This window comes from Variovorax paradoxus B4 (assembly GCF_000463015.1).
Lineage (GTDB): Bacteria > Pseudomonadota > Gammaproteobacteria > Burkholderiales > Burkholderiaceae_C > Variovorax > Variovorax paradoxus_E.
This window is the reverse complement of sequence record NC_022247.1, coordinates 2,334,702-2,361,331: the sequence shown is the minus strand read 5'-3', so window position 1 is coordinate 2,361,331 and position 26,630 is coordinate 2,334,702. Positions and strand designations below refer to the sequence as shown.

General features: G+C 68.4%; 24 protein-coding genes. 5 read left to right on the top strand and 19 right to left on the bottom strand.

Features of this window, described 5'->3' with window-relative positions; genetic code table 11:
• Positions 1 to 38 precede the first annotated feature (38 nt).
• The 3 genes from VAPA_RS10935 to VAPA_RS10925 all read right to left on the bottom strand — a co-directional run bounded on the left by VAPA_RS10935 (position 39) and on the right by VAPA_RS10925 (position 4,930).
• A complete protein-coding gene (locus VAPA_RS10935) occupies positions 39 to 3,116 on the bottom strand; it encodes an efflux RND transporter permease subunit (RefSeq protein ID WP_021006836.1) in 3,078 nt (1,025 codons plus the stop codon).
• Positions 3,113 to 4,228 carry an efflux RND transporter periplasmic adaptor subunit gene (locus VAPA_RS10930; protein WP_021006835.1) on the bottom strand — a complete coding sequence of 372 codons (1,116 nt, stop codon included), beginning with the start codon at positions 4,226 to 4,228 and terminating at the stop codon, positions 3,113 to 3,115. The genes VAPA_RS10935 and VAPA_RS10930 overlap by 4 nt, the downstream gene beginning before the upstream one ends.
• 84 nt (positions 4,229 to 4,312) lie before the next feature.
• Positions 4,313 to 4,930 (bottom strand): TetR/AcrR family transcriptional regulator, encoded by a 618-nt coding sequence (locus tag VAPA_RS10925; protein ID WP_021006834.1) that lies wholly within the window; start codon positions 4,928 to 4,930, stop codon positions 4,313 to 4,315.
• Positions 4,931 to 5,036: 106 nt separating this feature from the next.
• Between VAPA_RS10925 and VAPA_RS10920 the strand changes: the two genes are divergently transcribed.
• Positions 5,037 to 6,500, top strand: a complete 1,464-nt coding sequence (locus VAPA_RS10920) for an efflux transporter outer membrane subunit (RefSeq protein WP_021006833.1) — start codon at positions 5,037 to 5,039, stop codon at positions 6,498 to 6,500.
• A gap of 249 nt (positions 6,501 to 6,749) precedes the next feature.
• Here the strand turns inward: VAPA_RS10920 and VAPA_RS10915 are convergent, their stop codons facing one another.
• The 12 genes from VAPA_RS10915 to senA form a co-directional block, all read right to left on the bottom strand.
• On the bottom strand, positions 6,750 to 8,072 hold the full coding sequence (locus VAPA_RS10915) for a tannase/feruloyl esterase family alpha/beta hydrolase (protein WP_230558993.1): 1,323 nt from the start codon (positions 8,070 to 8,072) through the stop codon (positions 6,750 to 6,752).
• Positions 8,073 to 8,199: 127 nt separating this feature from the next.
• Positions 8,200 to 8,376 carry a hypothetical protein gene (locus VAPA_RS35135; protein WP_230558992.1) on the bottom strand — a complete coding sequence of 59 codons (177 nt, stop codon included), beginning with the start codon at positions 8,374 to 8,376 and terminating at the stop codon, positions 8,200 to 8,202.
• 161 nt (positions 8,377 to 8,537) lie between these two features.
• Entirely contained in the window at positions 8,538 to 9,218 is a 681-nt protein-coding gene (locus tag VAPA_RS10910; RefSeq protein ID WP_021006831.1) for a Crp/Fnr family transcriptional regulator, read from the bottom strand.
• 438 nt (positions 9,219 to 9,656) lie between these two features.
• Positions 9,657 to 10,100 carry a MaoC family dehydratase gene (locus tag VAPA_RS10905; RefSeq protein ID WP_021006829.1) on the bottom strand — a complete coding sequence of 148 codons (444 nt, stop codon included), beginning with the start codon at positions 10,098 to 10,100 and terminating at the stop codon, positions 9,657 to 9,659.
• Positions 10,093 to 11,745, bottom strand: coding sequence for an AMP-binding protein (locus VAPA_RS10900; RefSeq protein WP_021006828.1), 1,653 nt, complete (start codon positions 11,743 to 11,745; stop codon positions 10,093 to 10,095). Before VAPA_RS10900 ends, VAPA_RS10905 begins: the two co-directional genes overlap by 8 nt.
• On the bottom strand, positions 11,742 to 12,482 hold the full coding sequence (locus VAPA_RS10895) for a nitroreductase (RefSeq protein WP_041946081.1): 741 nt from the start codon (positions 12,480 to 12,482) through the stop codon (positions 11,742 to 11,744). Before VAPA_RS10895 ends, VAPA_RS10900 begins: the two co-directional genes overlap by 4 nt.
• A 231-nt stretch (positions 12,483 to 12,713) precedes the next feature.
• On the bottom strand, positions 12,714 to 13,733 hold the full coding sequence (locus tag VAPA_RS10890; protein ID WP_021006826.1) for an AraC family transcriptional regulator: 1,020 nt from the start codon (positions 13,731 to 13,733) through the stop codon (positions 12,714 to 12,716).
• 232 nt (positions 13,734 to 13,965) lie between these two features.
• Complete coding sequence (gene phnE, locus VAPA_RS10885; RefSeq protein ID WP_021006825.1) at positions 13,966 to 14,802, bottom strand: phosphonate ABC transporter, permease protein PhnE; 837 nt, start codon at positions 14,800 to 14,802, stop codon at positions 13,966 to 13,968.
• 10 nt (positions 14,803 to 14,812) lie between these two features.
• Entirely contained in the window at positions 14,813 to 15,649 is an 837-nt protein-coding gene (locus VAPA_RS10880) for a PhnE/PtxC family ABC transporter permease (RefSeq protein WP_021006824.1), read from the bottom strand.
• A 2-nt stretch (positions 15,650 to 15,651) separates the two neighbouring features.
• Positions 15,652 to 16,470 (bottom strand): phosphonate ABC transporter ATP-binding protein, encoded by an 819-nt coding sequence (locus VAPA_RS10875; protein WP_021006823.1) that lies wholly within the window; start codon positions 16,468 to 16,470, stop codon positions 15,652 to 15,654.
• Positions 16,471 to 16,495: 25 nt separating this feature from the next.
• Positions 16,496 to 17,353 (bottom strand): putative selenate ABC transporter substrate-binding protein, encoded by an 858-nt coding sequence (locus tag VAPA_RS10870; RefSeq protein WP_021006822.1) that lies wholly within the window; start codon positions 17,351 to 17,353, stop codon positions 16,496 to 16,498.
• A gap of 52 nt (positions 17,354 to 17,405) precedes the next feature.
• Positions 17,406 to 18,662 carry a selenoneine synthase SenA gene (gene senA / locus VAPA_RS10865; RefSeq protein WP_021006821.1) on the bottom strand — a complete coding sequence of 419 codons (1,257 nt, stop codon included), beginning with the start codon at positions 18,660 to 18,662 and terminating at the stop codon, positions 17,406 to 17,408.
• Between senA and senB the strand changes: the two genes are divergently transcribed.
• Complete coding sequence (gene senB / locus VAPA_RS10860; RefSeq protein ID WP_021006820.1) at positions 18,650 to 19,642, top strand: selenoneine biosynthesis selenosugar synthase SenB; 993 nt, start codon at positions 18,650 to 18,652, stop codon at positions 19,640 to 19,642. The two genes, senA and senB, sit on opposite strands and share 13 nt — an antisense overlap.
• Complete coding sequence (senC, locus tag VAPA_RS10855) at positions 19,639 to 20,712, top strand: selenophosphate synthetase SenC (protein ID WP_021006819.1); 1,074 nt, start codon at positions 19,639 to 19,641, stop codon at positions 20,710 to 20,712. Before senB ends, senC begins: the two co-directional genes overlap by 4 nt.
• A gap of 58 nt (positions 20,713 to 20,770) precedes the next feature.
• On the opposite strand, the gene VAPA_RS10850 is transcribed toward senC, so the two are convergent.
• Both VAPA_RS10850 and VAPA_RS10845 read right to left on the bottom strand, forming a co-directional pair.
• Positions 20,771 to 21,583, bottom strand: coding sequence for a helix-turn-helix transcriptional regulator (locus VAPA_RS10850; protein WP_021006818.1), 813 nt, complete (start codon positions 21,581 to 21,583; stop codon positions 20,771 to 20,773).
• 28 nt (positions 21,584 to 21,611) lie between these two features.
• Complete coding sequence (locus VAPA_RS10845; RefSeq protein ID WP_021006817.1) at positions 21,612 to 22,391, bottom strand: acetoacetate decarboxylase family protein; 780 nt, start codon at positions 22,389 to 22,391, stop codon at positions 21,612 to 21,614.
• A gap of 232 nt (positions 22,392 to 22,623) precedes the next feature.
• Here VAPA_RS10845 and VAPA_RS10840 point away from each other — a divergent pair, with 232 nt between their 5' ends.
• Positions 22,624 to 23,634 carry a LacI family DNA-binding transcriptional regulator gene (locus VAPA_RS10840; RefSeq protein WP_021006816.1) on the top strand — a complete coding sequence of 337 codons (1,011 nt, stop codon included), beginning with the start codon at positions 22,624 to 22,626 and terminating at the stop codon, positions 23,632 to 23,634.
• 6 nt (positions 23,635 to 23,640) lie between these two features.
• Here the strand turns inward: VAPA_RS10840 and VAPA_RS10835 are convergent, their stop codons facing one another.
• Positions 23,641 to 24,714: an L-idonate 5-dehydrogenase gene (locus VAPA_RS10835; protein ID WP_021006815.1), complete on the bottom strand. Its 1,074-nt coding sequence runs from the start codon at positions 24,712 to 24,714 to the stop codon at positions 23,641 to 23,643.
• 18 nt (positions 24,715 to 24,732) lie between these two features.
• Entirely contained in the window at positions 24,733 to 25,653 is a 921-nt protein-coding gene (locus tag VAPA_RS10830) for a 2-hydroxyacid dehydrogenase (RefSeq protein WP_155248108.1), read from the bottom strand.
• A 215-nt stretch (positions 25,654 to 25,868) separates the two neighbouring features.
• On the opposite strand from VAPA_RS10830, the gene VAPA_RS10825 reads away from it, so the two are divergent.
• Positions 25,869 to 26,630 (top strand): SDR family oxidoreductase, encoded by a 762-nt coding sequence (locus VAPA_RS10825; RefSeq protein WP_021006813.1) that lies wholly within the window; start codon positions 25,869 to 25,871, stop codon positions 26,628 to 26,630.

The window sequence follows — 26,630 nt, the reverse complement described above, 5'->3', positions numbered from 1 at the left end:
GCAATTCCTTCGATCTTGATGAATGGGGATGAGGCGCGTCAGTGCGCGGGCTGCGTCGCGTTGCCGGGTTTGATCCTGAACCAGATCGAATACATCGCCGGCAGGAACACCAACGTCAGGATCGTCCCCGCGAAAGTGCCGCCGATCAGCGTGTACGCCAGCGCGCCCCAGAACACCGAATGCGTCAGCGGAATGAACGCGAGGATCGCCGCCAGCGCCGTCAGGATCACGGGCCGCGCACGCTGCACGGTCGCCTCGACGACCGCATGGAACGGATCGAGCCCCTCCTGCTGGTTGTGGTGGATCTGCCCGAGCAGGATCAGCGTGTTGCGCATCAGGATGCCCGACAGCGCGATGAGCCCCACGAGCGCATTGATGCCGAAGGGCTGCTGGAACAGCAGCAGGGTCGGCACGACGCCGATCAGCCCGAGCGGGCTCGTGAGGAACACCATGACCATCGCGGACATGGAGCGCACCTGGAAGATGATGATGAGCAGCGTGGCCGCCAGCATGATCGGGAACAGCGGCAGCATCGCCTGGGTTGCCTTCTCCGATTCCTCGATCGAGCCAGCCTCGGCGATGCGGTAGCCCGCCGGCAGCTTCTGCATCAGGGGCTGCAGCTGCGCGGTGATCGCGGTCGACACGTCGGGGGGCTGCAGCCCCTCGGCGATGTCGCCCTGCACCGTGATCGTGGGCATGCGGTCGCGTCGCCGCATCACGGGTTCTTCCATGCGCACCTCGACCTCGCCGACCTGCGACAGCGGAATGCGCTGGCCGCCGGCACCGGCGAGCGTGAAGTCCGCGAGCTTCGCGGGATCGAGCCGGGTGCTGCCGGCCGAACGGGCCACCACCTGTACGGTGCGGATGTCTTCGCGCACGGTGGTCACCGGCGCACCGCTCAGGAGGAACTGCAGCTGCTGCGCCACCGCGCTAGAGCTCAGCCCGACGGCCTGCAGGCGGTCCTGTTTCAGGGTGAAGTGCAGCGTGGGCGTGCGGGTGCCCCAGTCGGTGCTGACGGTGCGCATCATCGGGCTGGCATCCATCACCTGCCGCACCTCGGCCGCGATCCTGCGCAGCTCGTTCGCATCGGGTCCGCTGACACGGTAGGCCACGGGGAACGGCGAGTACGGGCCGAACACCAGCTGCGTCACGCGCACCCGCGCCTCGGACGCGAGGCCGTCGGCAATGGCCTGGCGCAACCGGTGCTTCAGGGCCTCGCGCTCCTCCTGGCTGGCCGTGCGCACCACGATCTTGGCGAACGACGGATCGGGCAGTTCGGGCCCCATCGCGAAGTAGAAGCGCGGCGCGCCCTGCCCGATGTACGAGGTGACGATCTGGGCCTCCGGCTGCGTCGACAGCCAGGCCTCGACCTTGGCCGTGGCGCCACTGGTCTGCGTGATCGAGCTGCCGTAGGGCATCTGCACTTCGACCAGGACTTCGGGGCGGTCGGAGATCGGGAAGAACTGCTTCTTGACCACGCCCATGCCGAGGATCGACACCACGAAGAGGCCGACGACCGCGCCCGCCACCAGCCACTTGCGCGCGATGACGCGTGCCAGCACGCCGCGCAGCCGGTTGTAGCGCGGCGTGTCGTAGATCGCGGCATGGCCGCCTTCGATCTTCTTGAAGTTCGGCAGCAGCTTCACGCCCAAGTAGGGGGTGAACACCACGGCGACCACCCACGATGCAATGAGCGCGATGCCGACAATCCAGAACATGTTGCTCGTGTACTCGCCCGCGGTCGACGGCGCGAAACCGTTGGGCATGAAGCCGACGGCGGTGACCAGCGTGCCCGAGAGCATCGGCGCCGCCGTGTGGCTCCAGGCGTAGGCGGACGCGGCCACGTGGCTGTAGCCCTCCTCGATCTTCACCACCATCATCTCGATGGCGATGATGGCGTCGTCCACCAGCAGGCCGAGCGCGAGGATCAGCGAGCCGAGCGTGATGCGGTCGAAGTTCTTGCCGGTCGCGGCCATCACCACGAAGACCACGGCCAGCGTCAGCGGCACCGCAGCGGCCACCACAAGGCCCGCGCGCCAGCCCATGCTCAGGAAGCTCACCAGCATGACGACCAGCAAGGCCGCAAAGAACTTGACCATGAACTCGTCGACCGACGCACTGATGTTCACCGACTGGTCCGTGACCTTGGTGAGGCTCAGGCCCAGCGGCAGCTCGGCATTGATGGCGCGGGCTTCCACCTCCAGCGCCTTGCCCAGGTCGAGCCCGTTCCAGCCCTCCCGCATGACCACGCCGATCAGCAAGGCTGGCTCGCCGCCGTTGCGGATCATGAAGGTGGCCGGGTCTTCATAGCCGCGCCTGACCGTGGCCACATCCGACAGATTCAGGGTGCGGCCCCGCGCGACCACGGGTGTGTCGCGGATCTTCTGCAGCGTGTCGAATGCGCCGTCCAGCCGAATGAAGACCTGCGGGCCGCGGGTTTCCACAGAGCCGGCCGGGCTCAACGCGTTCTGGCTGTTGAGCGCGGCGAACACGTCCTGCGGCCCGATGCCCAAGGTGGCCAGCCGGTCGTGCGCGAACTCGACGTAGATGCGCTCCGACTGCTCGCCCGCGATGTTGACCTTCTTCACGCCCGGCACATGCAAGAGGCGCTGGCGCAGCGTCTCGGCATCGCGCACCAGCACGCGCTGCGCTTCTCCCTTGGCCTTGAGTGCGAACAGGGCGAAGGTGACGTCCGCGTACTCGTCGTTGATCATCGGCCCGATCACGCCGGCCGGCAGGCTGCCCGCTTCGTCACCGAGCTTCTTGCGCGCCTGGTAGAACTGTTCCTGCACCTGGGCCGGCGGCGTGCTGTCGAGCAGCGTCAGGGTCGTGAACGCCAGGCCGGGCCGCGTGTAGGTCTCCGTGCGGTCGTAGTAGCGCAACTCCTGCAGGCGCTTCTCGAGCTTCTCGGCGACCTGGTCCTGCATTTCCTGCGCCGTCGCGCCGGGCCAGGCGGTGATGACCGTCATCACCTTGACGGTGAAAGCCGGATCTTCCGCGCGGCCGAGCTTGAAGAACGCGACCAGCCCCGCCAGCGAGATCAGGCCAATGAGAAACAGCGTGATGGATCGCTCGCGGACGGCCAGCGCCGACAGGTTGAAGCGGCCTTCGCTCATGGGCGGGCTCCGCCCACCGCGGGGGTCGCGGCCGAGGCCGCGACACGCACCTTCTCGCCTTCGCGCAGCAGGTGCGCGCCGAGCGCGACCACCTGGTCGCCCAGCTTGAGCTGCCCGGCCACCAGCGCTCGCTCGCCGTCCAGGCGCTCGACGGCCACCGGCTGCCAGTGCACCGTCGACGGATCGCCACCGATGACCCAGACGCCCGTCGCCTTGCCGGTGTCGAACAAGGCGCTGATGGGCACCTGGACGCCTCCTGCCCGGGCCGGCTTGCCGTCCGAGATGTCGATCGTCACGGTGGCGCCCAGCGGTGCGTTGGCGAGCTCGCCTTCGAGTACGTAGCGCGCCTCGAAGGTGCGCGTGAGCTTGTCGGCCGCATCGGAGAGCTGCCTGAGCTTGACGGGCACGGCAACGCCTTCCTTGCCGAACAGCGTGGCCTGCCCGCCGGAGCCGATGGCCGGTCGCAGCGTTTCGGGCAACTGGACCACGGCCTCCCTGCGCCCGGCCTGCGCCACGCGGACCACCGGCTGACCGGCGTTAACCACCTGGCCGGGCTCGGCCAGCGTCTCGAGCACCGTGCCGTCCGCGTCGGCGGTGAGTTCCGAATAGCGATTCGAATTGCGCGCAACTTCGGATTGCGCCTCGGCCGCACCGAGCTGGGCCTGCGCGGCATCCGCGGCCGCCTTGGCCTGGTCGTACGCGGAGGCGGAAATGGCGCCGGTGCCGCGCAGATCCCGGTAGCGTGCTTCCTCGTCGCCGGCCTGCTTCGCACGCGCCCGTGCGGCGCTGACGGCCTCCTGCTGCGCACGCGCCGCCAGCCTCAGGTCGACCGGATCGATGCGCATGAGCAGCTGCCCGCGCCTGACCGTCTGGCCAGCGTCCACGAAGCGCTCCAGCACCTTTCCGGAGACGCGGAAGCCCAGGTCGCTCTGAACCCGCGCGGCGACGGTGCCCGTGAACGAGCGCGACGCCGGCCCGGCGGCCTGGACCGTGGCGGCGCGCACCAGCGACGTCTGGGTGCGCGGATCGGGCGGGGCCTTGTCGTCGCAGGCGGCCAGCGCGAACGGCAGGGCGCAGACGAAGGCGAATGTGAGGAAGCGACGCGAGTGCATGAGGGGCCCATTGACGAATCGATCAGGACCCCGATTCTGATAATAGTGACCATTTTAGTCAATGGTCACAAAGAAATTATTGTTTCAAGGCGACAGACTGCGCAGCACCAGTCCCGACAGCTGGGCCGGCGCCTGGTCCGTGTAATGGGAGCTGAGCTGCAGGATCACAGGGTTGATGTAGGGGTGCATGACCAGGTAGATGGCCGCCGCCGCCTCATCGATCGGCGTCTTGCGCTCGAAGTCACCCGACTCCCGCCCCTGCCTCAGCAACTCGAGCAGGATCTGCCGGATGCACTCTTCATGGGCGATGGCCGACGGCCAGCGCTCGCTGGCCGCCGAGATGGCGATCTCGTAGAGCTTGCGATCCTGGAAGAACAGCCGAAGGCCCGAATCGACGACGGCCTTGAACATGCGGCGCAGCTTCTCGGGCGGGCGGTCGACACCGTCGACCGCCGCGCGGATCTCCGCCTCGATCTCGCGCAGGCAGTTCGAGCAGATCATTTCGCCGATCGCCTGCTTGGACTCGAAGAACTTGTAGATGTAGGCCTTGGAGAAGCCAATGGCCTTGGCCAGGTCGGAAACCGTGGTCTTCTCGTAGCCGTACTGGCTGAAGTGCTCGGTGGCCGCGACGACGATCTGCGCGCGCACGTCGTGGTCGGCCGGTCCCCGCGCGGCCGGCGGAGAAGAAGTTGCATTGCTCATGTCCGGAGCTTACCGCCCGCGCAAACAATCAACAACAAGTGACTAAATTGAATTATAGTCACAAACTCCTTTCCGTTATTCCTGCCGCTCGTCGCGGAACAAAGCCATGTCCCAACGCACCCTCGCCCTGCCCCTGCTGTTCAGCCTGCTCGCAGGCTGCGCCGTGGGGCCCGACTATGTCCGGCCGGCCCCAAGCCTGCCGGACCGCTTCATCGGCGAGACAGCCCTCGGCCAGCGATCGGCCACCGCCAACGCCGAGCTGGCAGCATGGTGGACCGGCTTCGGCGACGCACAACTGGCCCGCTATGTCGAACGGGCGCTGCAGCAGAATCTCGATCTTGCGCAGGCCGCCGCCCGCGTGTCGCAGGCCCGGGCCGGGCTCGGTGCGGCGAATGCGGCGCTGCTGCCTTCGGGCAATCTCGGCGGACAGGCCGCCAGGGCCTACCAGTCGGTGGAGACGCCGCTGGGCCAGGTGCTGAACGCGCAGCCAGGTTTCGATCGCCACGGCAGCACCTACGAAGCGAACCTCGGCGCCAGCTGGGAGCTGGACATCTTCGGCGGCCTGCGCCGGGGGCGCGAGGCGGCGCTGGCCGACTACCAGGCCTCGGAGGCCGGCGCGGCCGCCACGCGCCTGGCCGTGGCCGCGCAGACCGCCGACATCTACATCACGCTGCGCGGCCTGCAGGCCCGCCTGGACATTGCACGCCGGCAAGTCGCAACGCAGCAGGACCTGCTCGCGAAGATCGGCCTGCTCCACGGCAAAGGGCTGGCCACCGAGCTCCAGCTGCACCAGGCCGAGGGTGCGCTGGCGCAGGTTCGGGCGTCGGTGCCAGTGCTCGAGGCGGGCGAGGCCGCGGCCATGAACGCGCTCGACGTGATGCTGGGCACGGCGCCGGGCGCGCACCGCGCCGAGCTGACAACGGCGGCAGCCATTCCCGTTGCACCGCGCATCAGCGCCGCCGGATCGCCTGCCGAATTGCTGCGGCGCCGGCCCGACCTGATCGCCGCCGAGCGGCGCCTTGCGGCATCGAATGCGCGCATCGGCGTGGCCGTGGCCGAGTACTACCCGAAGCTGTCGCTCGCGGGAACGATCGGTAGCGCCACGTCGGTGGCCAGCGGCAACCTGTTCACCGGGGGTGCCAGCCAGGCCGCGACCCTGCTCGGCCTGCGCTGGCGGCTGTTCGACTTCGGGCGCATCGACGCGCAGATCGAACTTGCCAAGGGGCAGGACGCGGAGCTGCTCGCAGCCTACCGCCTCGCCGCGCTGCGTGCGACCGAGGACGTGGAGAACACCTTCTCCGCCCTGGTCAAGCGCGAGGAGCAGGCCGCCCTGCTCGCGCAAGGGGAGGCCTCTCTCGGCCGGGCGCGAGGGGCGTCGCTTGCGGCTTATCAGCGAGGTGTGGTCAGCCTGATCGAAGTGCTGCAGGCCGACGAGAGCATGCTGCGCGTGGCCGATGCAAGAGCGCAAGCGCAAACGGAGTCGGCGCGCGCGGCGGTCAGTGCATTCAAGGCGCTGGGCGGCGGCTGGCAGGTCGAGCCCGTCAGAGCGGCGGTAATCGGGACGCACTGAGATTCCGGATACGAACCAGCGCGGTTCTTCTCTTCTCACCACGCGATGCGAGCGGCCAGCCGACACGCCGCCTGCCCTGCCCCGCGACGCGGCCTCTGGCACAGCGGCACCTTCAACGCGCCGGGGCGCAACGGCACGCCCGGTGAGTTGCTGATCAAGGATCCGTACGCGAGGACGAAACACTCGCATGACCTGCCTGGGGGCTTGCGCCGAACGGCGCGGTCAGCTCGGAAGGAGCGCAGCCGCAACTCAGGAGCTGCAGGTGTAATTGGCAGCCGACTTCGAGGCGGCCGCATCATTGGCGGGACCTGTGTATCGCGGATATTGCGGGTATTGGCACAGCGGCCGGCTCAAGGCCACCGTTCCGTCTGGATCGCGCTTCTCTGCAACCAACGTGGAAGGTGCTTCGCTTTTTGTCACCCATCGGTCAAGGGCTGTCAGCAGATCCGACGAATCGGCGCCCGGTCCTCCGCTGCAATGGTTGACCCCTGGCGCCACATAGAAACGCGTTGATGCATCGGCAGCCGCGGCGCCCACCGAGCCTCGCATATTCCCGTAGTATTCGACGGTCGATTTCGCGCTGAGAGCGGAATCATTGCCGCCGTGCCACAAGATGAGCTTGCCGCCGCTGTTGATGAACGGTCTGATGTCCGTGTTGGTCGCATCGTTGAGCGCGGCCATGGCGTAGAGCGCATTCTGATTCTGGTCCCAAGGCGTGTAGGCCAGCGAATTGACCGTCCTGTCGCGAGCGAGATAGTTCTTGACCGTCGTATCCTGAAACAGAAACTGCAGCGCCGCGGTGACATTGCCGTCGCCACTGACCCAGGTCCTCCAGGCGCCCGGGTCGTCTTCGTTGCCAGTCAGATTCCAGCCCGCATTCCGGAAGGTAGCGCTACCCGTGAATGTTGCTTCCGTGGTCCAAGACGCCACCACGTCGAGCTGTGCGTCCGACAGGCAGCTATCGCCGGCATCCGTTCCGCCTGCGCAGCGCAGTGCGGCAACATTCACGAGCGCCGGCGTGCATGCGGCCTGATTCGACACAACGCCGTCGGCGACCCCGTCGAGCCCATCGCAAGCGTCTCGCACATGCTTGCTCAGAAGCGCCGTCTTCGCGGCGGTGAATGCACCGCCGGGAGCGGCAAGCACACTGGAGTTTCGGTTGAAGGCGCCCATGAACCCGACCCAGTTGTATGCGGGTGCGCGCGCGATGACGCCATCGAAGAGATTCGGCGAGCGTTGCACCGCCATCAATGCTTCTCGTCCGCCATTCGAGCAGCCCTCGAAGTACGATTTGGCCGGCAACGTCCCGTAGGCCGTCGCCAGGGTCTCCGTTGCGGTCGACATCACGGTGGGCACCGAGAGGCTGCCGAACAGCTGGGCGGCAAAGGTATCGGTCAATGCAAAGTTCGCGCTCAATGCGTTGTCCTGATGGCCGGAGTCGCTGGCAGCCACGGCGTAGCCCTGGCTGAGCGCCGGTGTCGATGGCGGCGAGATGGCGCCGTTGTAGCCGCCACCCCCTTGGTAGTAGAGCTTCCCGTTCCATGCCTCTGGCAGGGAGATCTGAAAGTTCAACGCGGGTGATATGGTGCCGGCCACCTTGCAGTACCCGGGAACGCTTGCTGTCGCAGCCACCATCACGGCCGTTAGAGCGGCGCCTGCAACGGTTTTCCGGTCAGGTCGCTGCAAGCCTTTTGAGCCGTCACAACCGCAGCGGACGGAGGGCTTGCGGGTTGCGCAGCTGGGGGCCGGGAAGCAGCACGGGGACCGCGCCACGGTTGTCTGAACCGCCGCCGCAAGCTGTCAGCATCGCGATGCTGACAGCTGTCGCGTGGAGCTTCGCGCGAGCCAATGAGGCCTTTGAGGATAAGAAGTTCATGTCTCTATTCCTTTGTCGGTTTTCAGCCAAGCGCATCGCAACGAAATGGAGCAATGCCCAGGAGATTCTGAAAGGCGAGACTTTGGCCAACTGTTCCGGGACGGACATTCAGGCCGCTGATTTCTAAGGAGAAACCCTCCGGTTTCGGCATGCGGCGCACGTTATGGGTACTTGGCAAGTGCCTGCCTGTCCATCACGGTGATGTAGCCGTAACCCCGCTGAATCAGGCCCGCTGTTTCCAGCTCGGTCAATGCGACGTTGACACGCTGGCGCGAGATGCCGACGAGCAATCCGATTTCTTCCTGGTTGATTCGCAGTGTGGACTCGGTATTCGGATAGAGCACCGGATGGAAGAGACTGGAGATTCCACGCGCGACGCGCGCCGTCGGCTCGAGCAGTCGATCGAACTTCACCATCGCGATGAATTGTGCAAGCCGCTCGTTCAAATGCGAAAGCATGAAGTGGTTGAACGGAATGCTTCGATCGAGCAGCCAGGAGAACGTGGTCCTTGGCAGATGGACGGTAATGGTCGGTCGCGTCGCCATGACCTCGTACCTGCGGTGCTCTGGTTTCAGGAGCGATCCTTCGCCGATCCACCCGCTGGATGCAACCCCGGTGAACATGATCAGGCGGCCATCCGCCGTGGTGTCCTGAACACGAAGAAAGCCCTCCAGCACGCCAATCCAGCTGTCGGCGATCTCGTCACGCTGGCACACACAGGAGTGCGCTTCATGATGACGAACGTACAGGGCTTCGAACGCTTTCGTTCGCTCGGCCTGCGTCAGGGCGCGTGGCCAGATGCATCGTTCAAAGAAGGCGTTGAGGTCCTTGGCGGGAAGCATGTGTCGCCGCCAAGCTAGGCCGGTTTCGAGATCAGGCTCGTGCAGATGCCGCCTGCCCCGCCGTGACAACCGCGGCTCGACAAGACTCCCAGAGACGTCCCGGCGCGGACGAAAAACAAACCCAACCGATCTCTCATTGTGAATTTCCTTTCGACTGGCAGATCCTATGGACGCAGAGTTGTCGAGTTTGTAGCGCAGATGACATTTGCACCTTTGCGCCGTCGGGACAAACCCGAGTCGCCACGCACCAGGCGCTCAACCGTTCGTTTTCGATCAAGCAGCATTGGCACGAGCGCCACCAGCAGGACCCGGCCAATCGATGGTTGCGATCGACCGTGGCAGATCTCTTCCTCGAAGCCTGATACAGCGGCGCGATGGACACGCGCCCGCTCAGAGTGGCCGATGGCTTCCTGCAGCCTCGGCGATCGCTGAAAGCGCTCAAGAGGCGGGCGTGAAAAGCACCGTGCCCTGCGCGAGCACGCTGGTCCGGTCGTCCACGCTCTTGATCGCCCCTTGCAATTCGAGGACGCAGCCACCCTTCGAATGCGCGGCCATCGACGTCACGCGCCATTCGATGAGCACCGTCTCGCTCGCCCGCACGGGACGCAGCAGGTCGACCGAAAAGTTCATTCCCAGCACCTTCCCCTTCGTGGCGAAGTGGCTGGCGGTCAGCCCCATCAGCAGCGAGGTGGTGTGGGTCGCGCTGGCGATCAGCTCGCCGAAGCGCGTGCCCCGCGCAAACGCCGCATCGTGGTGCAGGGGGTTCTCGTCTCCCGCGGCCAGCGCGAAGGCACGCAACTGCGCTTCGTCGAAGGTGTGGGATCGCGAGAAGCGGTAGCCGGGCCCGACCGGCGCAAGGGCCGCGGCCTCGAAGTCAGCCATGGCTTGCGAGCCGGGTGATGGCGTCCTGGCTTCCGGCCTGCTGGCGCAAGCGGAACTTCTGGATTTTTCCGGTGGCCGTCTTCGGCAAGGGGGTGAAGATCACCCGGCGCGGACACTTGAAGTGAGCCAGCCGCTCACGGCAGAACGCAATGATGTCTTGCTCGGCGGGCGCGGCGACACCGGCCTTGAGTTCGATGAACACGCACGGCACCTCGCCCCACTTGCTGTCGGGCTGCGCCACCACGGCGGCATGCAGGACCGCCGGGTGATCATGGACGACGTCTTCGATTTCGACCGACGAGATGTTCTCGCCGCCCGAGATGATCACGTCCTTCGACCGGTCGGTGATCTGCGCATACCCGTTGGCGTGCAGGACCGCGACGTCGCCGGTGCGGAACCAGCCGCTGGCGAGCGCCTTGCGCGTTGCGGCCTCGTTCTTGAAGTAGCCCATCATGACGGTGTTGCCGCGCAGCATGAGCTCCCCTGCCGATTTGCCGTCGGGCACGACGGCCTCGAGGGTGTCGGCGTCGCCGACCATGAGGCCTTCGAACATGGCGGCGCGCACGCCCTGGCGCACCCGCAGCGCGCCCTGCTCGGTGGGCGCCAGATCGTCCCAGCCGTCCTGCCACACGCAACTCACCGGCGTGCCGGAAACCTCCGTGATGCCGAAGACGTGCTCCACGTCGAAGCCCATCGCCAGCACCGCGTTCAGCACGGCGAGCGGCGGCGGAGAGCCGGCGGTCAGCACGCGCACGGGACGCGGCAGCCGGGTGTCTTTCGCCGCGTCCGCGAGCATCGCCATCACGACGGGCGCCGCGCAGAGGTGATCGATCTGGTGGCGGTCGATGGCCTCCAGCACCGCCTCGGCGGACACCCGGCGCAGGCAGACATGGGTTCCTGCGGCCGCCGTCACGGCCCAGGTGAAGCACCATCCGTTCGCGTGGAACATGGGCAGGGTCCACAGATACTTCGGCGCCCGCGGCATCGCCCAGTTCGTGATCTGCAGCAGGCTCATGAGGTAGGTGCCGCGGTGGCTGGCGACCACGCCCTTGGGGTCTCCGGTCGTGCCGGAGGTGTAGTTCAGGGCGATGGGTTGCCACTCGTCGCTGGGCCACCGGCCGGGGAAGTCCGCGTCTCCGCTCGCCAGCAGCGATTCGTAGTCCGTCTCGCCGATGGGTTCGCCAGCTGGTGCGAGGTGATCGTTGATGTCGATGACTGCAGGCGCACGGTCGAGCAGCCTCAAGGCAGCGGCCACCGTGGCGGCGAACTCGCGGTCGACCATCAGCAACTTGCACTCGCCGTGGCGCAGGATGAACGCGATGCCTTCGGCATCCAGGCGATGGTTGATCGCGTTGAGCACCGCGCCGGCCAGCGGAATGCCGAAGTGGGCCTCCAGCATGGCCGGCGTGTTGGGCGCGAGCACCGACACCGTGTCGCCCGGCGCGATGCCCCGCATCGCCAGCGCCGACGCCAGGCGATGGCAGCGCTCCCGCGTCTGCGCCCAGGTTCGCGTCAGGTTGCCGTGCACCACCGCCACACGTTGCGGATGCGCCAGGGCGGCGCGGTCGAGAAAGCCCAGCGGCGTGAGCGGCACATGATTGGCCGCGCAGCGTTCGAGGCCCTGTGCATAGGATGGCGCGCTCATGCGGTGGTCTCCTTGGAGGTGTCGTGAAATGTCGTGAAGGCGGACACCGGCTCGCGCTCGGTGACGAGCGAGTTCTCGACCGACGACGCGTCGGCGTAGCCCAGGCTCATGCCGCAGACCAGCATCTCGCCGGCGGGAATGTCCAGCAGGTCCGCGATCTGGCGATGGAATTTCAGGAAGGCCGCCTGGGGACAGGTATGGAGGTTGCGGCCGCGCGCGGCCACCATCACGCTCTGCAGGAACATGCCGTAGTCCAGCAGGCTGCTTTCCTCGAGTTTGCGGTCCACCGTGAAGAACAGGCCCACGGGCGCATCGAAGAAGCGGTAGTTGCGCCCGTGCTGCAGGTGCATGCGCTGCTTGTCGCCCTTGGCGATGCCGAGCAAACCGTAGAGGTCCCAGCCGACCTTGCGGCGCCGCTCCAGGTACGGGGAAAACCATTCGCGCGGGTAGTAGTCGTAGGGCTCGAGCAGTTCGCCCGACCGGCCGGGATCGTCATCGAGCGCGGCAATCGCAGCCGACAGGCGGGCCTTTGCAGTCCCGGTCAGCACATGCACGTGCCAAGGCTGCATGTTCATGCCGGAGGCGCTGTAGCGCGCGATCGAGAGGATCGCTTCGATCTCTTCTTTGGGCACCGGCCTGGGCAAATACGCCCTGACGCTGCGTCGGGTGGCAATGGCCCAGTCGACCGCTCCTCGCAGCGCTTGTGCATCCAGCGGCGACGCCATCATTCGGTTCATTCCTGCACAAGCCGGCGAAAACCGTTGAACCGCGATTGCCCTGCCAATGCGTGGATATCGACCTGCTTGTCGATCTGCTGCATGTTGTCTCCTGACGTTCAGCTATCGCGAGATGCGATTGCGAAAGGAGCTTAGTTCTGCAAGCGGTCCACTTCCATGCCCGAGCGTCTCGACCTGGATGGGGCGTTCGGACATGCCCGGCGTCCTTGCCCGAACACCGGGAGGTTTGGCTTATTCCGGCGCGGGCGCGGACGAGCGATAGGCGCCCGGGCTGACGCCCGTCCACTTCTTGAATGCGCGATGGAAAGCGCTGGTTTCCTGGAATCCGGTCCGGGCGGCAACTTCGGCCACCGTCAGCGAAGCGCTCGACAGCAGGTCGATGGCGATGTCCCGCCGCAGGTCGTCCTTCACCCGCTGGTAGCTCGCGCCCTCCTGCTGCAAGCGGCGTTGCAGCGTGGTGCCGGAGATGCAGAGTTCCTGTGCGAGCTTTTCCAGTTCCGGCCACGCATCGGGCACCTGGCTGCGCAACCTGTTGCGCACCTGTGCGCTGGTGCTCGCGTCATTGCGGTACTTGACCAGCAAGTTGGCCGGCGCCGCCCTCAGAAAGTTGTCGACCGTTGCGGGCGACTCCGCAATCTTCGATTCCAGCAGATCGCTGGCGAAGCTGATGTGCGTGGTCTCGCCGTTGAATTTCACGTTCTCGCAAAACCGCGTGCGGTAGTGGCTGTCATCGCCGGGAGGCGGGCATCGGAACTGCATCTCGCGCAGGGGAATTCGCCTGTGCACGAGCCAGCATGCCAATCCGTGGACCAGGATGAACCAGGTGCCATAGCCGAACAGCCGGCGCAGCACGCCGCCGTCATGCAGGATCACGCGCGCCTCGTCGCCGGCGCAGACCAGCTCCCCGCGGAAGTCGTCCAAGGTCGCGTGGAGGAACCTCAGGATCCGGCGAAGCGCATGCGCCAGGTTGTCGGCGTTGACCGCCGCGCGCGTCATGAGCGCATAGCTGCCCCGGCGGAGCCCGTGGCTGTCCAGGCCGAAGAACTCGTCGTCCATCAGGTCGGCCAGCGCCACCCACATGCGCGAGTACGCAGCCGCCGAGATGCGCGCACGCGGCGCGTTCAACAGCTCGCGATCGATCTTTGCGCTTTCGAGGACGCTGCTGATGTCCATGTTCCTCAGCGCCGCTGCGTGGATCGCCTCGTGCACCAGCTCGATGGACACGGTCCCCTTCAAGCCTGCTGACTTCATACGCGCTCTCTCAAGAATCGTTGATGGAGGACAAGCCCTTTATAAGCGCGTTTCACGCCGTACATGATGCGGCTTCAGGGAGGCTGCGGACCCAAAGTTCATTCGATGCGAGTGCGATCGCCCGGGCCTGCCGTACATCGCTGGTGAACGGCCGGTTTCCCCACCGGGGACGTGTCGATCGTCAATGCCTTGAGCCGCCGCCTGGGCTTTCGCGGCGCCGAAGAGCGCGGTTTCACCGCCCCATGAAGCGCCGCGCGACGTAGCTCGCAGCATCCACCAGGCTGACCAGCACGATCATGGCCAGCAGCACCGTGCCGGTCTCGCCCATCTGGAACAGGCCCAGGTGGAAGGCCAGCATCTGGCCCAGCCCGCCGGCGCCGACCACGCCCAGCACGGCCGCCGCCCGGATGTTGTTCTCCCACCGATAGAGCGCATAGCTCATCAGTTGCGGCAGCACCTGCGGCAGCGTCGCATAGAGGAACACCCGCCCTTCCGGCACGCCGCGCACGCGCAGGGCGAAGGCGGGGCCCTGCGCCGCGTTCTCGATGCTTTCGGCGAACAGGCGGCCCAGCACGCCGGACGTGTGCACCGCCAGCGCCAGCGTGCCGGCGAAAGGCCCGAGACCGGCTGCGATCAGCAGCAGCGCGGCCCACATCAGTTCCGGGACGCTGCGCAAGGCGTTGAGCAGCAGCCGCGTCGGTCCGCGCCAGCGCGCCGGATCGCCGTCGTGCAGCTTGCTGGCCGGCAGCGCGAGCAGCAGGCCGGCGACGACGGCCAGCACGGTGCCGACCACGGACATCGCCAGCGTCTCGAGCGCGGCCGGCAACAGCTTCTGCAGGAATGCGTGGCCGAGGGCCGGCCTTGCGAGCTCGCCGGCAAAGCGGCCCATGCGGGCCAGCGACTCGATCGAGAAGAAGCGTGCCCACTGAAGGTCGAGCGACCAGAAGCTCGCCACCACCAGCGCCGCCAATGCAGCGACCATCCAGCAGGCGCGGCAGCGCGCATCGAACAGCGGCGGCGGCAGCCGGTAGACCTCGTTGGCGGCGGGTTGCGGTTCGATCTTCGACATGTCGAGGCTCTCAGGCCAATGCGCGCCGCAGCCAGGCGCTCAACCGGTCGGTGGCCGCGACCAGCAGCACGAACACCAGCAGCATGGTGCTGACCTCCGCGCCGTTGAACATCTTCATCGACGCGTCCATCTGCTGACCGAGCCCGCCCGCGCCCACGAAGCCGAGCACGGCGGACGAGCGGATGGCGCATTCCCAGCGGTAGACGGTGTAGCTGATGAGCTCTCCCGCGTTCTGCGGCAGCAAGCCGTAGAAGAACGCCTGGATGCGGCCGGCGCCGTTACGCAGCAGCGTTTCGGTCGGATGGGCATCGCCGCTCTCCAGGATCTCGCCATAGACCTTGCCCAGCATGCCGGCATAGGTCAGCGCGATCGCGAGCACGCCGGCCGTGACGCCCAGGCCGACCACGCGCACGAACACCAGGGCCCAAATGAGTTCCGGCACGCTGCGCAGCACGATGAGCAGGCCGCGCACCGAAAAGCGCAGCAGCGCCGGCAGCGCCGCCATGCGGCCGGCCAGGCCGGAGATGGAGAGCGAGCGCACCGACAGCAGCGTCAGCGGAACCGCCAGCACCATGGCCAGCGTCAGGCCGGCCGTGGCGATGGCCACCGTGCGCCAGGTTTCCCGCGCCACCAGCGCCAGGAACTCCGCGTCCATGCGCGGCGGCACGAAGCCGGCGAGAAACCGCAGCGCCGGCTCCAGGCTGCCGGGCGCCAGCAGCAGCCAGGGCTTGAATTCGGTCAGCACGAGCATGGGCCACAACACCACGGCCGCGGCCAGCAGCCAGAACAGGCGATGCGCCCAGGCGGGATCGCGCTGCGCCGGTTTGCGTGGCAGGGTGACGGCCATGGTCAGCGGCAGTGCATCACGACAGGGCGCGCCTCGACCGTGCTCTCTCCGAGGGCATCAGCCTGCGCGGGCTCCTGCGCATACAGCTCGCGCAACAGGGCTGGCGTCACCTGTGCGGTGGGCAGGTCGAAGGCCAGCGAACCGCCGCGCAGGCCGATGATGCGCGGGAAGTGCTGCAGCGCGAGCGGCACGTCGTGCAGGGTGGCCACCAGCGTCGCCCCGCTGTCGCGCGCCCATTGCGTGAGGGTGTCCAGGGCCAGCCCGGCGCGGGCCGGATCCAGGGCCGACAACGGCTCGTCGACGAGCAGCAGCTGCGCCTGCGACAGCAGGCCGCGCGCCAGCCCCACGCGCTGCCGTTCGCCGCCGGACAGGCGGTCCACGCGCGCGAAGAGCTTGTCCGCCATGTCGAAGCGCGCCAGCGCTGCGTCCGCCTGCGCGATGCCGGTCGGATAGAACAGGCTGCGCAGCGCCTGCCACAGCCCGATGCGGGGCAGCCGGCCGGCCAGCACCGCGGTCACCACACGCTGGCGCGGCGGCAGCGGCGGCACCTGAGGCGCCAGGAACAGCCGGCCGCGCAGGCGCTGCAGTTCGCGGCGAGGCAGCCGCCACGGATCACGGCCGTCGAGTTCGATACTGCCGGCCGCAGGCGCGAGCGCGCAGGCCATCAGGTGCAGCAGCGTCGTCTTGCCGGCGCCCGAAGGACCGATCACCGCGGCCTGTTCGCCCGCCGCCACGTGCAGGTCCAGCGCCCGCAGTGCGGGCGGCGCCGCGGCGGGAGCCGCGGGGTGCCGCCCGGACAATGACCGCAGCTCGATGTTCACCGGACCCGCTCCTGCATGGCGCCGATCAGTTCAGCAGGCCGGCGTTGCGCGCCGCGGCTTCGATGCCCTTGTAGTTCTCGGCGCGCGTCGGGACGAAGCGCGTGGCGCGCTGCAACGCGAGGATGTCGCGGCCCTCGGCGGTGGCCGGGCTCAGTTCGATGAACGCCCGGGCCAGCTGCTCGCGCCTGGCGGCCGGCATGTCGGCATGCACGGTCCAGTTGTAGTCGTAGTAGGCCGGCGTGGTGTAGAACACCCGCACCTTCGCCGGATCGACCTTCTTGTCGGCCACGAGCTTCTCCCACACCGAGATGTTGAGGGCTCCGGCGTCCACCTTGCCGGAAGCGACCGCGGCCACCGTGGCGTCGTGCGCCCCGGAATACGCCACGCGCTTGAGGTCGCGGTCGGGGTCGATGCCGGCCGCCAGCAGGAAGCTGCGCGGCATCAGGTGGCCCGAGGTGCTGGACTGCGAGCCGAAGCTCAGATTGCGGCCCTTGAGGTCGCCGAGCGAGCGGATGTCCGGGTTCGTGGTGATGAACACCGAGCGGAATTTCTCGTCCTCCTCACGCTGCACCAGCGGCACCACCTTGCCGCCTGAACGATGGCTGGCCTGCACGAAGGTGAAGCCGCCGAGCCAGGCCAGGTCCACCTGCTTGTTGGCCAGCGCCTCGACGGCGGCCGCGTAATCGGTGACCGGCGTGAACTCGACCTTGACGCCCAGCTTGCGTTCCAGGTAGGCGGCCAGCGGCGCCGACTTGCGCGCGAGCTCGGTCGGCGACTCGTCGGGGATCGCGGTGATGCGGAAGGTCTGTTGGGCCTGCGCGGCGATGGCACCGGCCAGCAGGGCCAACGCCAGGACGAAGCGCGGCAGGACAGCAAATTTCATGAGACTCCCGAAAAGCGAAGAACAAGGCGGGGATTAGACCGCAAGAGCCCGGTCACCCGCCGGCGGCATGGCTGCTGCGGAAGCCGGCGAAGATGTCGCTGCGGTGCGGCTCGAAGAAGTTGCGGTAGCGCACATGCGCCAGTGCGGCCGACGTGGCGAGGCACGCGCCGCGCAGCACCCGCCGGGTGCCGAACCACGGCGCCGAGTAGTCGCGGTAGGGATGGGGCGTGAAGCCCGGATAGGGCTCGAACGGGCTCGACGTCCATTCCCAGACCCGCCCCCAGGCGAAGCCCGGCAGCGTGAGCGCCGCGCACTCCCATTCGGCTTCGGTCGGCAGCCGCCGCCCGGCCCAGCGGCACCAGGCTTCGGCTTCGTGTGCGCTCAGGTGAACCGCGGCGCCCTGCGGGTTCAGCGGCAGCCAGCGGCCGCCACGCCGCTGCTGCCAGCCGGTGCCCGCCGGACGGAGACGGGCGGGCTGGCGCGACGGCTGGCCCGCGAGCCAGGCACGGCCTGCATCGGACCACCACGCCGGGTTCTCGTAGCCGCCGCCTTCCACAAACGGCAGGAACCGCGCCCAGGTCACGGGGTGGGCGTCGATGCGCAGCGGCTCGACGGCCACGTCGTGCGGCAGCAGCTCGTTGTCGAACGCAAAGCCGGTGGTGGCATCGGAACCCATCCGGAAGCGCTGGGCCGGCAGTTCCAGTTCCAGTTCGGCATCCGCTGCCGGCGGCGGCGCCGCCTCGCTCTCGCGCAGCGCGATGCCCAGGCCCTGGGCCATGTAGGCCGCCGCCTCCGCGTGCATGGCCTCGTGCAGGGCGACCAGGCGGAAAAAGTACAGCGCATCGTCGTCCGCATCCGGCGGCAGGCCGTCCAGCAGCGCCAGCGTTTGCGCGAGCGTGCGTTCGAGGTAGTCGCGCGTGGCATCGCCATCGGGCAGCGGGAGTTCCCATCGGCTGCGGTGCGCCACGCGGCTGGAGTCGTACCAGGCGTCGGCCTGCGGCAGCAGCGAGGGCTCGCGCGCATGGTCCGGCGCGCAGGCCACGCCCCGTGCGCGCTGCCGGTTGCGGGCGATCCACCACTCCTGGAACCAGGCCACATGGCCCAGCTCCCAGAGCGGCGGATTGAACTCGGGCGCATAGGCAACGCCGGGATAGGCGTCGCCCAATGCGGCGCGGAAATCGTCGGCGAGGTCCAGTGTGCGCCGCCGCGCGGCAAGCAGCGCCGTGCGCACCGACGCCGGCGGCCCCGCGCGCAGCGCCAGTGCCTCGGGCGCCCCGGCCACGCTATAAACAGGCAATGTCGAATCCATCGGTTGTCATCGTAAGCCCGGCGCTGGCCGGCGCCAACAACGGCAACTGGCGCACCGCCCAGCGCTGGAAGGCACTGCTGTCGCCGGCCTGCAGCGCGCGCGTGGTGCAGCAGTGGCCCGATGCGAACGCATCGGCCGACAGCGTGATGCTGGCGCTGCACGCTCGCCGCTCGGCGCAGTCCATCGAGCACTGGGCGAAGGCCCGCCCCGGCCGGGGCCTGGCCGTGGTGCTGACCGGCACCGACCTGTACCAGGACATCGGCAGCGACCCGCAGGCGCAGCGTTCGCTGCAGCTGGCGCAGCGCCTCGTCGTGCTGCAGGCGCTGGGCGCCGAGGCCCTGCCCCCGGAATACCGGCGCAAGGCACGCGTGGTGTACCAGTCGACATCCGCGCGCGCCGAACTGCCCAAGTCCGCACGCCACCTGCGCGCGGTGATGGTCGGCCACCTGCGCCAGGTCAAGTCGCCGCAGACGCTGTTCGAGGCGGCGCGCCTGCTGTGCGGGCGCGAGGACATCCGCATCGACCACATCGGCGGCGCGGACGATGACGGCCTGGGCGACCTCGCGCGCGCGCTGGCAAGCGACTGCCCGGGCTACCGCTGGCTCGGCGCCCTGCCCCATGCCCAGGCCCGCCAGCGCATCCAGCGCGCCCACGTCCTGGTGCACACCAGCGCGCTGGAAGGCGGGGCCCACGTGATCATGGAGGCGGTGCGCAGCGGCACGCCGGTGCTGGCGTCCCGCGTGCCCGGCAACGTCGGCATGCTCGGGGACGGCTACGCCGGCTACTTTCCGCACGGGGATGCCGCCGCACTGGTGACGCTGCTCGAGGCCTGCCGCGCCGGCCAGGGCTCCAAAGACCGCCCAGCCGGCCTGCTGGACAGTCTGCGCACACAATGCGCATTGCGCGCGCCGCTGTTCGACCCGAGGGCCGAGCAGGCCGCACTGTTCCAACTTTTGAACGAACTCCAGCCACCACCATGAACGCAGCCCTCCCGCAAGCCCACACCGCCGAGCCCCGCCTCACCTCGCTGTCGCACGGCGGCGGCTGCGGCTGCAAGATCGCGCCCGGCGTGCTGTCGGAAATCCTCAAGGGCACCGCGCGCATGCCGATGCCGCCCGAGCTGCTGGTCGGCATCGAGACGGCCGACGACGCGGCCGTCTACCAGCTCAACGACGAGCAGGCGCTGATCGCCACGACCGACTTCTTCATGCCGATCGTCGACGATCCGTTCGACTTCGGCCGCATCGCGGCCACCAACGCGATCTCCGACGTGTATGCGATGGGCGGCAAGCCGATCCTGGCGCTCGCCCTGGTCGGCATGCCGATCAACGTGCTCAGCACGGCGACCATCGGGCGCATCCTCGAAGGCGGCGAATCGGTGTGCCGGGCTGCTGGCATTCCGATCGCGGGCGGCCACACCATCGATTCGGTCGAAGCCATCTACGGCCTGGTCGCGCTGGGGCTGGTCCATCCGAAGCGCGTCAAGCGCAATGCCGGCGCGAAGGCCGGCGACGTGCTGGTGCTGGGCAAGCCGCTCGGCGTGGGCATCCTGTCGGCGGCGCTCAAGAAAGAAGCACTCGACGCGGCCGGCTACGAACGCATGATCGCCACCACGACGCGGCTGAACACGCCGGGCCCCGAGCTCGCGGCGCTCGACGGCGTGCATGCGCTGACCGACGTGACGGGCTTCGGCCTGGCCGGCCATGCGCTGGAACTGGCGCGCGGCGCGAGCCTGTCGCTGGAGATCGACTGGAAGCAGGTGCCCGTGCTGGAGGGGGTGCGCGACCTGGTGCGGTCGGGGCACGTCACCGGCGCTTCCGGCCGCAACTGGGCCGGCTACGGGTCCGACGTGGCGCTGCCGCAGAACTTCGCCGACCACGAGCGCGCCCTGCTCACCGACCCTCAGACCAGTGGCGGACTGCTGGTTTCGTGCGCGCCCGAGGCGCTCGACCAGGTGTTGGCCATCTTCCATCGGCATGGCTTCGACGCCGCCGCAGTGGTTGGCAGAGCCAACCCGCAAGGCACCGGGCCGCGCCTGGTGATCCGCTGACGCACCGCCGCGCGCGCCGGCCCATCGGGCCATCGGGCGCACCAGGCCGCGATTCTTCTCATGCGGCCCTTTCCACCCGCTGCCGGCTGACCATGTAGTTGCCCGGCGTCACGCCAAAGCAGCGGCGGAACCACCTGGAGAAGTGGGCCTGGTCCACAAAGCCGCACTGTGCCGCCACCTCGGCGGGCGCCTTGCCTTCGCGCAGCAGCGCCTTGGCCCGGCCGATGCGCGCGAGCCGCGCATAGTGGGCCGGCGTCATGCCGACGGCCGAACGGAACAGGCGATGGAAGTGTTCGCGCGACACGCCCAACCGCTGGGCGAACGAAGCAGGGGCGATGCGGCAGGCGTCCTCCGTCGCCAGGGCCTCGCAGACCGCCTCGACGCGGGCGTCGCCCGGCGGGCGCTCGACCGGCACGCGTTCCTTTCCGGTCTGTGCGCGCAAGATCCGCTCCAGAAGACTGGCGACGTCCGCACCATCCTCCGATTGCGCTGCCGCAGCCAATGCACGGGCCGCACGCTCGTCCTTCCAGACCCGCTGGCGCGGCACGCCCCGCTCACCCGGCGGCCATGCGAGGCGCGCTGCGGCCCAGCCATGCGGCACATACAGCATCACCATCCGAAACCCCTGCGCGCTGACACCTGCCGTGTGCAGCATGAACGGCGCCATCAGCACGATATCGCCGGCGGCCGCCACATGCCGTTCTCCGGCGCACGTGAACTCGCAGCGGCCTTCGAGGATGGCGCCCACGCTCCACTCGGCATGCCAGTGCAGCTCGAAGCGCGCCGTGGGATCGGCCGCGAACATCGCCTCGATCTGCGCGCCGCCTTCCATCGGCAGGCCGATCACGTGGGAGGTGGCGGAGAAGTTCATCCCCCGAAGGTTAGCGCCGGCGGCGCCCTCATGCGGCCAGCGCGCCGCGAACCGTGATGCCGATCCAGCCTGCACTGGCCTCGGTCGCCTCGACCGGCCCGAGCAGCGACAGTTCCTCCACCGGGTGCTCGTGAAACTGCAGTGTCGCGCTGCCCCGCGTCCAGCCCGGTTCGACTCGGTCCACGATGTCGGCACGCAGGTAGCGAGGGGCCGCGGGGACGCCAGGCTGCGTCAGGTCGGGCCAGCCCACCGCACCGATGGTCGGCGCGGCTAGAAAGCCCAGGCGTCCGGCCTTCTCGCCGGTCAGCGTGACCGTCGCGTCGACCAGCCGGCGCTCCTTCACGCTGAGGCTCGCGCCGAGCCGGCTGCCGGTGGACAAGGGCGCGGCCGCGGGATGCACCAGCGGCAGGCTGCGGGTCAACCAGGTCTGGCCGATCTTCTTGGGCCAGCCTTGCAGCCAGCCGCGCAGCAGCGAAATGTCCTGGTCGACGTAGATCAGCGGGCAATAGCAGCGCGCATCGCCGCGCTGCCTCGGCGCGATCTCGAGCACCACGATGGTCTCGCGGTACTGCGCATAGACGGGGTCGAGAAGTTCCCGCCCATCATTGCCGCAGGACTGCCAGTCGGCGAAATGAACGCAGCCCTTGCCGGTGGACACGCCGAGTTCCGCCGGCACCATGGCCGCGCCAAGCCGGGCGTCGAAGGCGAACGCCACGTTGACGAGCCAGCCGGCGTAGTGCCAGGGCGGCGCCTGCACGAGGGCGCTGCGGCCGGAAGAAGTGAAAGGCGGCGTGAAGGACGGCGGCATCGGTTTCCTGCGCGTTGGGGAAGACAACGCCGCACGATAGGACTGCGAACACCGGCCGTCTTGTACGCCAGTGACCTGCGTTGCAACGGGACGCGCCTTTGGACGGTTGTCACACGCGAATTGCCATTTCAGCTCCGCCGTCGCCTATCCTCGGACCCGCATTCAGCATTCCAGAGAGACCCGTCCCTTGCCCTCGACCAAAGCCTCCGCCCCCCTGCCCCGTCCGGCGACGATGGCGGACGTCGCCGCGCGCGTCGGCGTCTCGAAGATGACGGTGTCGCGTGCGCTGAACCGCCGCACGGGCAGCGACCGCGCGACCTCGGAGGCGCTGCGCCAGCGCATCCTCCAGGCATGCGAAGAGATGGGCTACGTGATCGACCAGACCGCCCGCACCTTCTCCAGCAAGCGCTCGGGCTTCGTCGCGGTGCTGATTCCGTCGCTGAACAACTCCAACTTTTCCGAGACCGCGCAAGGCATCGCCGCCGCCCTGGAAGCGCGCGGACTGCAGCTGCTGCTGGGCTACACCGACTACCGGGTGGAGACCGAGGAGCGCCTGCTGCGCGCCATGCTCGCGCGCCGGCCCGAGGGCGTGATCCTCACCGGCGGTGCCCACACACCCGCCGCGCGCGCCATGCTGCAGGCGGCCGGCGTGCCGGTGGTCGAGACCTGGGACCTGCCCGCCACGCCCATCGAGCACACGGTCGGCTTCTCGAACGCAGAAGCGGCCGCCGCGATGGTGCGGCACCTGCACGGCCAGGGTTACCGGCGCATCGCCTTCATCGGCGGCACCTCGAACCGGGACACGCGCGGGGCCGATCGGCAGCGCGGCTACGCCGAGGCAATCCGCGAACTGGGCCTGCCCGATGGGCGCGTCATCAGCTTCGGGCAGCCCCCGATCTCCATGGCGCAAGGCGCAGAGGCCGTGGTGCAGCTGATCCGGCAATGGCCCGACGTGGATGCGGTGATGTGCGTGTCCGACCTGTCGGCCTTCGGCGCGCTGATGGAATGCCAGCGCCGCGGCTGGGACGTACCGGGCCGCATCGCGATCGCGGGCTTCGGCGACTTCGAGGTGGCCCGCGCCTGCCACCCGCGCATCACGACCGTGGCGGTGGACTGCGTGGGGATGGGCAGGGCCGCGGGCGAACTGCTGCTGCGCGTGATCGACGGCTCTCGCGAGGGCCACCGGCCGCCCGCGGAAACGGTGCTGATCCCGTTTCGCGTCGAGCAGCGGGAAAGCTCCTGAGGGTGCTCAGGCCGCGGCGGTTTCCGCGCCGGCGTCGGCAAAATCGATCAGCACCTTCATCGCGCGCTGGCGGTCGCTCGCCAGTTCGAAGGCCTGCCGCGCCTGCAGCATCGGGAAGGTGTGCGACACGACCGGCGACAGGTCGACCCGCCCTTCGTTGATGAGCCGCACCGCCAGCGCGAACTCCGCATGGAAGCGGAACGAGCCGCAGATGCTGAGCTCCTTCGCCACCACCATGTTCTGCGGAATGCTCACGTCGCCGCCCAGGCCCAGCTGCACCACCACGCCGCGCGGGCGCATCACCTCGAGCCCGTCGCGCAGGGCGCGCTCGTTGCCCGAGCATTCGAGCATCACGTCGAAGGTTCCCTTGTCGGCCGAATAGCGCGACACCCAGGCCTTGTCCTGCGCGACGTTGATGGCGTGGTCGGCGCCCATGGCGCGCGCGATGGCCAGTGGTTCGTCGACCACGTCAGTGGCGGTGATCTCGGCCGCCCCGTGGGCGCGCGCGGCCGCGATGGCCAGCACGCCGATGGGTCCGCAGCCCGACACCAGCACGCGCTTGCCCAGCAGCGGGCCTGCGCGCGACACGCCATGCAGCCCGACCGAGAACGGCTCGGCCAGCGCCGCCAGGCGCAGCGGCACGTGGTCCGCCACTTTCACGCACTGCGTGGCCTCGCACAGCAGCATGTTGCGGAACGCGCCCTGCACGTGCGGCGTGCGCATGGCGCTGCCGTAGAAGCGCATGTCCAGGCACTGGTTGGGCAGGCCTTCGAGACAGAACTTGCAGCCGCCGCACGGGCGGCTTGGGTTGATGGCCACCTTGTCGCCGATGCGCACGCTGTCGACGCCGGGCGCCGTGGCCACCACAGTGCCGGCCACCTCGTGGCCCAGCACCATCGGCTCCTTGATGCGCACGGTGCCGAAGCCGCCGTTGTGAAAATAATGCAGGTCGGAGCCGCAGATGCCGCCCATGCCGACCTTCACCAGCACCTGGCCCGGGCCGATGTCTCCGGCGTCCTGTTCCTCCAGGCGCAGGTCGTCGGGGGCATGAATCACGAGGCACATACAGCGCATACGCATGGGTTCTCCTTCAGGCCGTCAGGCGACCGGGGTGACGAGGGGCTGGCCGCCGAAGTGGGCCTGCAGGTTGCGGCGCACCAGCTCGCCCATGGCGCGGCGGGTCTGCTCGGTGCCGCTGCCATGGTGCGGGTGCAGCACCACGTTGTCGAGCGTCGCAAAGCGCGGGTCGATGCGCGGCTCGTTCTGGAACACGTCGAGTGCCGCGCCTGCGATGGCGCGCTGCTCGAGCGCCTGCAACAGCGCGCCCTCGTCCACCGTGGTGCCGCGCGACACGTTCACGAGCCAGCCCTTCGGGCCGAGCGCCTGCAGCACCTCGGCATCGACGATGCCGCGCGTGGCCTCGCCGCCGGGCAGGATGACGATCAGCACGTCGCACCAGTCGGCCATCGCTGCGAGGCTGCCGAAGTGGCGATGCGCACTGTCCTCGCGCGCCGTGCGGCTGAAGTAGCCCAGCTCCATCTCGAAGCCCGAGAGCCGCCGCGCGATGGTGCTGCCAATGCGCCCGAAACCGGCAATGCCCACGCGCTGGCCGAAGAAGCGGGTGGCCAGCGGCATCGGGCCCTTGGCCCACTCACCGCTGCGCACGAAGCGGTCGCCGGCCGGGATGGACCGCTGGAGTGCGAGCGTGAGGCCTACGGCAAGGTCGGCCACGTCGCCGTTGAGCACGTCGGGCGTGTTGGTCACGCGGATGCCGCGCGCGCGGCAGGCCGCAAGGTCGATGCCGTCGGTGCCCACGCCATAGCAGGCGATCAGCTCCAGTCGGGGCAGCGATGCGATGAGCTCGGCGCTGGCCCCCAGCTCGCCACGCGTGGCCACCGCGCGGATGTCCGCGGCGTGCTCGGCGATGAAGGCCTGCCGGTCCGGCGCCTCCCACCAGCGAAGCAGCGTGTAGCTCGCCTGCATCGGCACCATGTCCCATTCCGGATAGGGGCCGGGCATCAGCACGTGCGGGGGTCTCGGGGCAGCGGTCAAGCGGATTCTCCTGCGGGATGGCGCGGCTGCGCAAAATGGATACCGGTAACTTTAACCGCGACTTGAACCTGCCTGAAGGAAGACTCCGCGAAGGTTTTCACCATTGACGGCTTCATTAGATACCGGTAACGTATTTGCATTGCCACCGTCTGCGCATTCCGCCATCGATCCTGGAGCTCCGCTTGAAACTGTTCGACCTGACCGGGCGCACTGCCCTCATCACCGGCTCCAGCAAGGGCATCGGCTTTGCGCTGGCCGCGGCACTGGGCTCGGCCGGCGCGCGCATCGTGCTCAATGCGCGCGATGCCGGCGCACTCGAAACCGCCCGCGACGCCCTGCGCGCCCGGGGCGTTGCAGCCGAGGCCATGGCTTTCGACGTGACCGACGCCGCCGCGGTGGAGGCCGGCGTGGCGCGCATCGAAGCCGAGATCGGCCCCATCGACATCCTGGTCAACAACGCCGGCATGCAGCACCGGGGGGCATTCGCGGAGTTTCCGATCGATGCATGGCACAAGATCACCAGCACCAACATCGACAGCGTGTTCTTCGTCGGCCGCTTCGTGGCGCAGCGCATGATCGAGCGCAAGCGCGGCAAGATCATCAACGTCTGCTCGGTGCAAAGCGAGCTGGGCCGCCCGGGCATTGCACCCTACGCCGCCACCAAGGGCGCGGTGAAGATGCTCACCAAGGGCATGGCGATCGACCTCGGCAAGCACGGCATCCAGGTCAACGGCCTGGGCCCGGGCTATTTCAAGACCGAGCTGACGCAGGCGCTGGTGGCCGACGAAGCTTTCACGGCGTGGCTCTCCGGCCGCACGCCCGCGGGGCGCTGGGGCGACGTGGAAGAACTCGGCGGAGCGGCGATCTTCCTCGCGTCGGACGCATCGAGCTTCGTCAACGGCCACATCCTGTACGTGGACGGCGGCATTACCGCCAGCCTCTGA

Coding starts and splice junctions, on each gene's coding strand:
- VAPA_RS10845 (WP_021006817.1), bottom strand. CDS start 22,391: ATGCCGCCGTCCTTCACGCCGCCTTTCACTTCTTCCGGCCGCAGCGCC.
- VAPA_RS10900 (WP_021006828.1), bottom strand. CDS start 11,745: ATGAGCGCGCCATCCTATGCACAGGGCCTCGAACGCTGCGCGGCCAAT.
- VAPA_RS10880 (WP_021006824.1), bottom strand. CDS start 15,649: ATGGCCGTCACCCTGCCACGCAAACCGGCGCAGCGCGATCCCGCCTGG.
- VAPA_RS10870 (WP_021006822.1), bottom strand. CDS start 17,353: ATGAAATTTGCTGTCCTGCCGCGCTTCGTCCTGGCGTTGGCCCTGCTG.
- VAPA_RS35135 (WP_230558992.1), bottom strand. CDS start 8,376: ATGAACTTCTTATCCTCAAAGGCCTCATTGGCTCGCGCGAAGCTCCAC.
- VAPA_RS10910 (WP_021006831.1), bottom strand. CDS start 9,218: ATGCTTCCCGCCAAGGACCTCAACGCCTTCTTTGAACGATGCATCTGG.
- VAPA_RS10895 (WP_041946081.1), bottom strand. CDS start 12,482: ATGAACCGAATGATGGCGTCGCCGCTGGATGCACAAGCGCTGCGAGGA.
- VAPA_RS10830 (WP_155248108.1), bottom strand. CDS start 25,653: ATGCCCGGCCCCTATCCGGAATGGGACATGGTGCCGATGCAGGCGAGC.
- VAPA_RS10835 (WP_021006815.1), bottom strand. CDS start 24,714: ATGCGTATGCGCTGTATGTGCCTCGTGATTCATGCCCCCGACGACCTG.
- VAPA_RS10905 (WP_021006829.1), bottom strand. CDS start 10,100: ATGGCTGACTTCGAGGCCGCGGCCCTTGCGCCGGTCGGGCCCGGCTAC.
- senB (WP_021006820.1), top strand. CDS start 18,650: ATGTCGAATCCATCGGTTGTCATCGTAAGCCCGGCGCTGGCCGGCGCC.
- VAPA_RS10930 (WP_021006835.1), bottom strand. CDS start 4,228: ATGCACTCGCGTCGCTTCCTCACATTCGCCTTCGTCTGCGCCCTGCCG.
- VAPA_RS10890 (WP_021006826.1), bottom strand. CDS start 13,733: ATGAAGTCAGCAGGCTTGAAGGGGACCGTGTCCATCGAGCTGGTGCAC.
- VAPA_RS10920 (WP_021006833.1), top strand. CDS start 5,037: ATGTCCCAACGCACCCTCGCCCTGCCCCTGCTGTTCAGCCTGCTCGCA.
- senC (WP_021006819.1), top strand. CDS start 19,639: ATGAACGCAGCCCTCCCGCAAGCCCACACCGCCGAGCCCCGCCTCACC.
- phnE (WP_021006825.1), bottom strand. CDS start 14,802: ATGTCGAAGATCGAACCGCAACCCGCCGCCAACGAGGTCTACCGGCTG.
- VAPA_RS10925 (WP_021006834.1), bottom strand. CDS start 4,930: ATGAGCAATGCAACTTCTTCTCCGCCGGCCGCGCGGGGACCGGCCGAC.
- VAPA_RS10935 (WP_021006836.1), bottom strand. CDS start 3,116: ATGAGCGAAGGCCGCTTCAACCTGTCGGCGCTGGCCGTCCGCGAGCGA.
- VAPA_RS10840 (WP_021006816.1), top strand. CDS start 22,624: ATGGCGGACGTCGCCGCGCGCGTCGGCGTCTCGAAGATGACGGTGTCG.
- senA (WP_021006821.1), bottom strand. CDS start 18,662: ATGGATTCGACATTGCCTGTTTATAGCGTGGCCGGGGCGCCCGAGGCA.
- VAPA_RS10850 (WP_021006818.1), bottom strand. CDS start 21,583: ATGAACTTCTCCGCCACCTCCCACGTGATCGGCCTGCCGATGGAAGGC.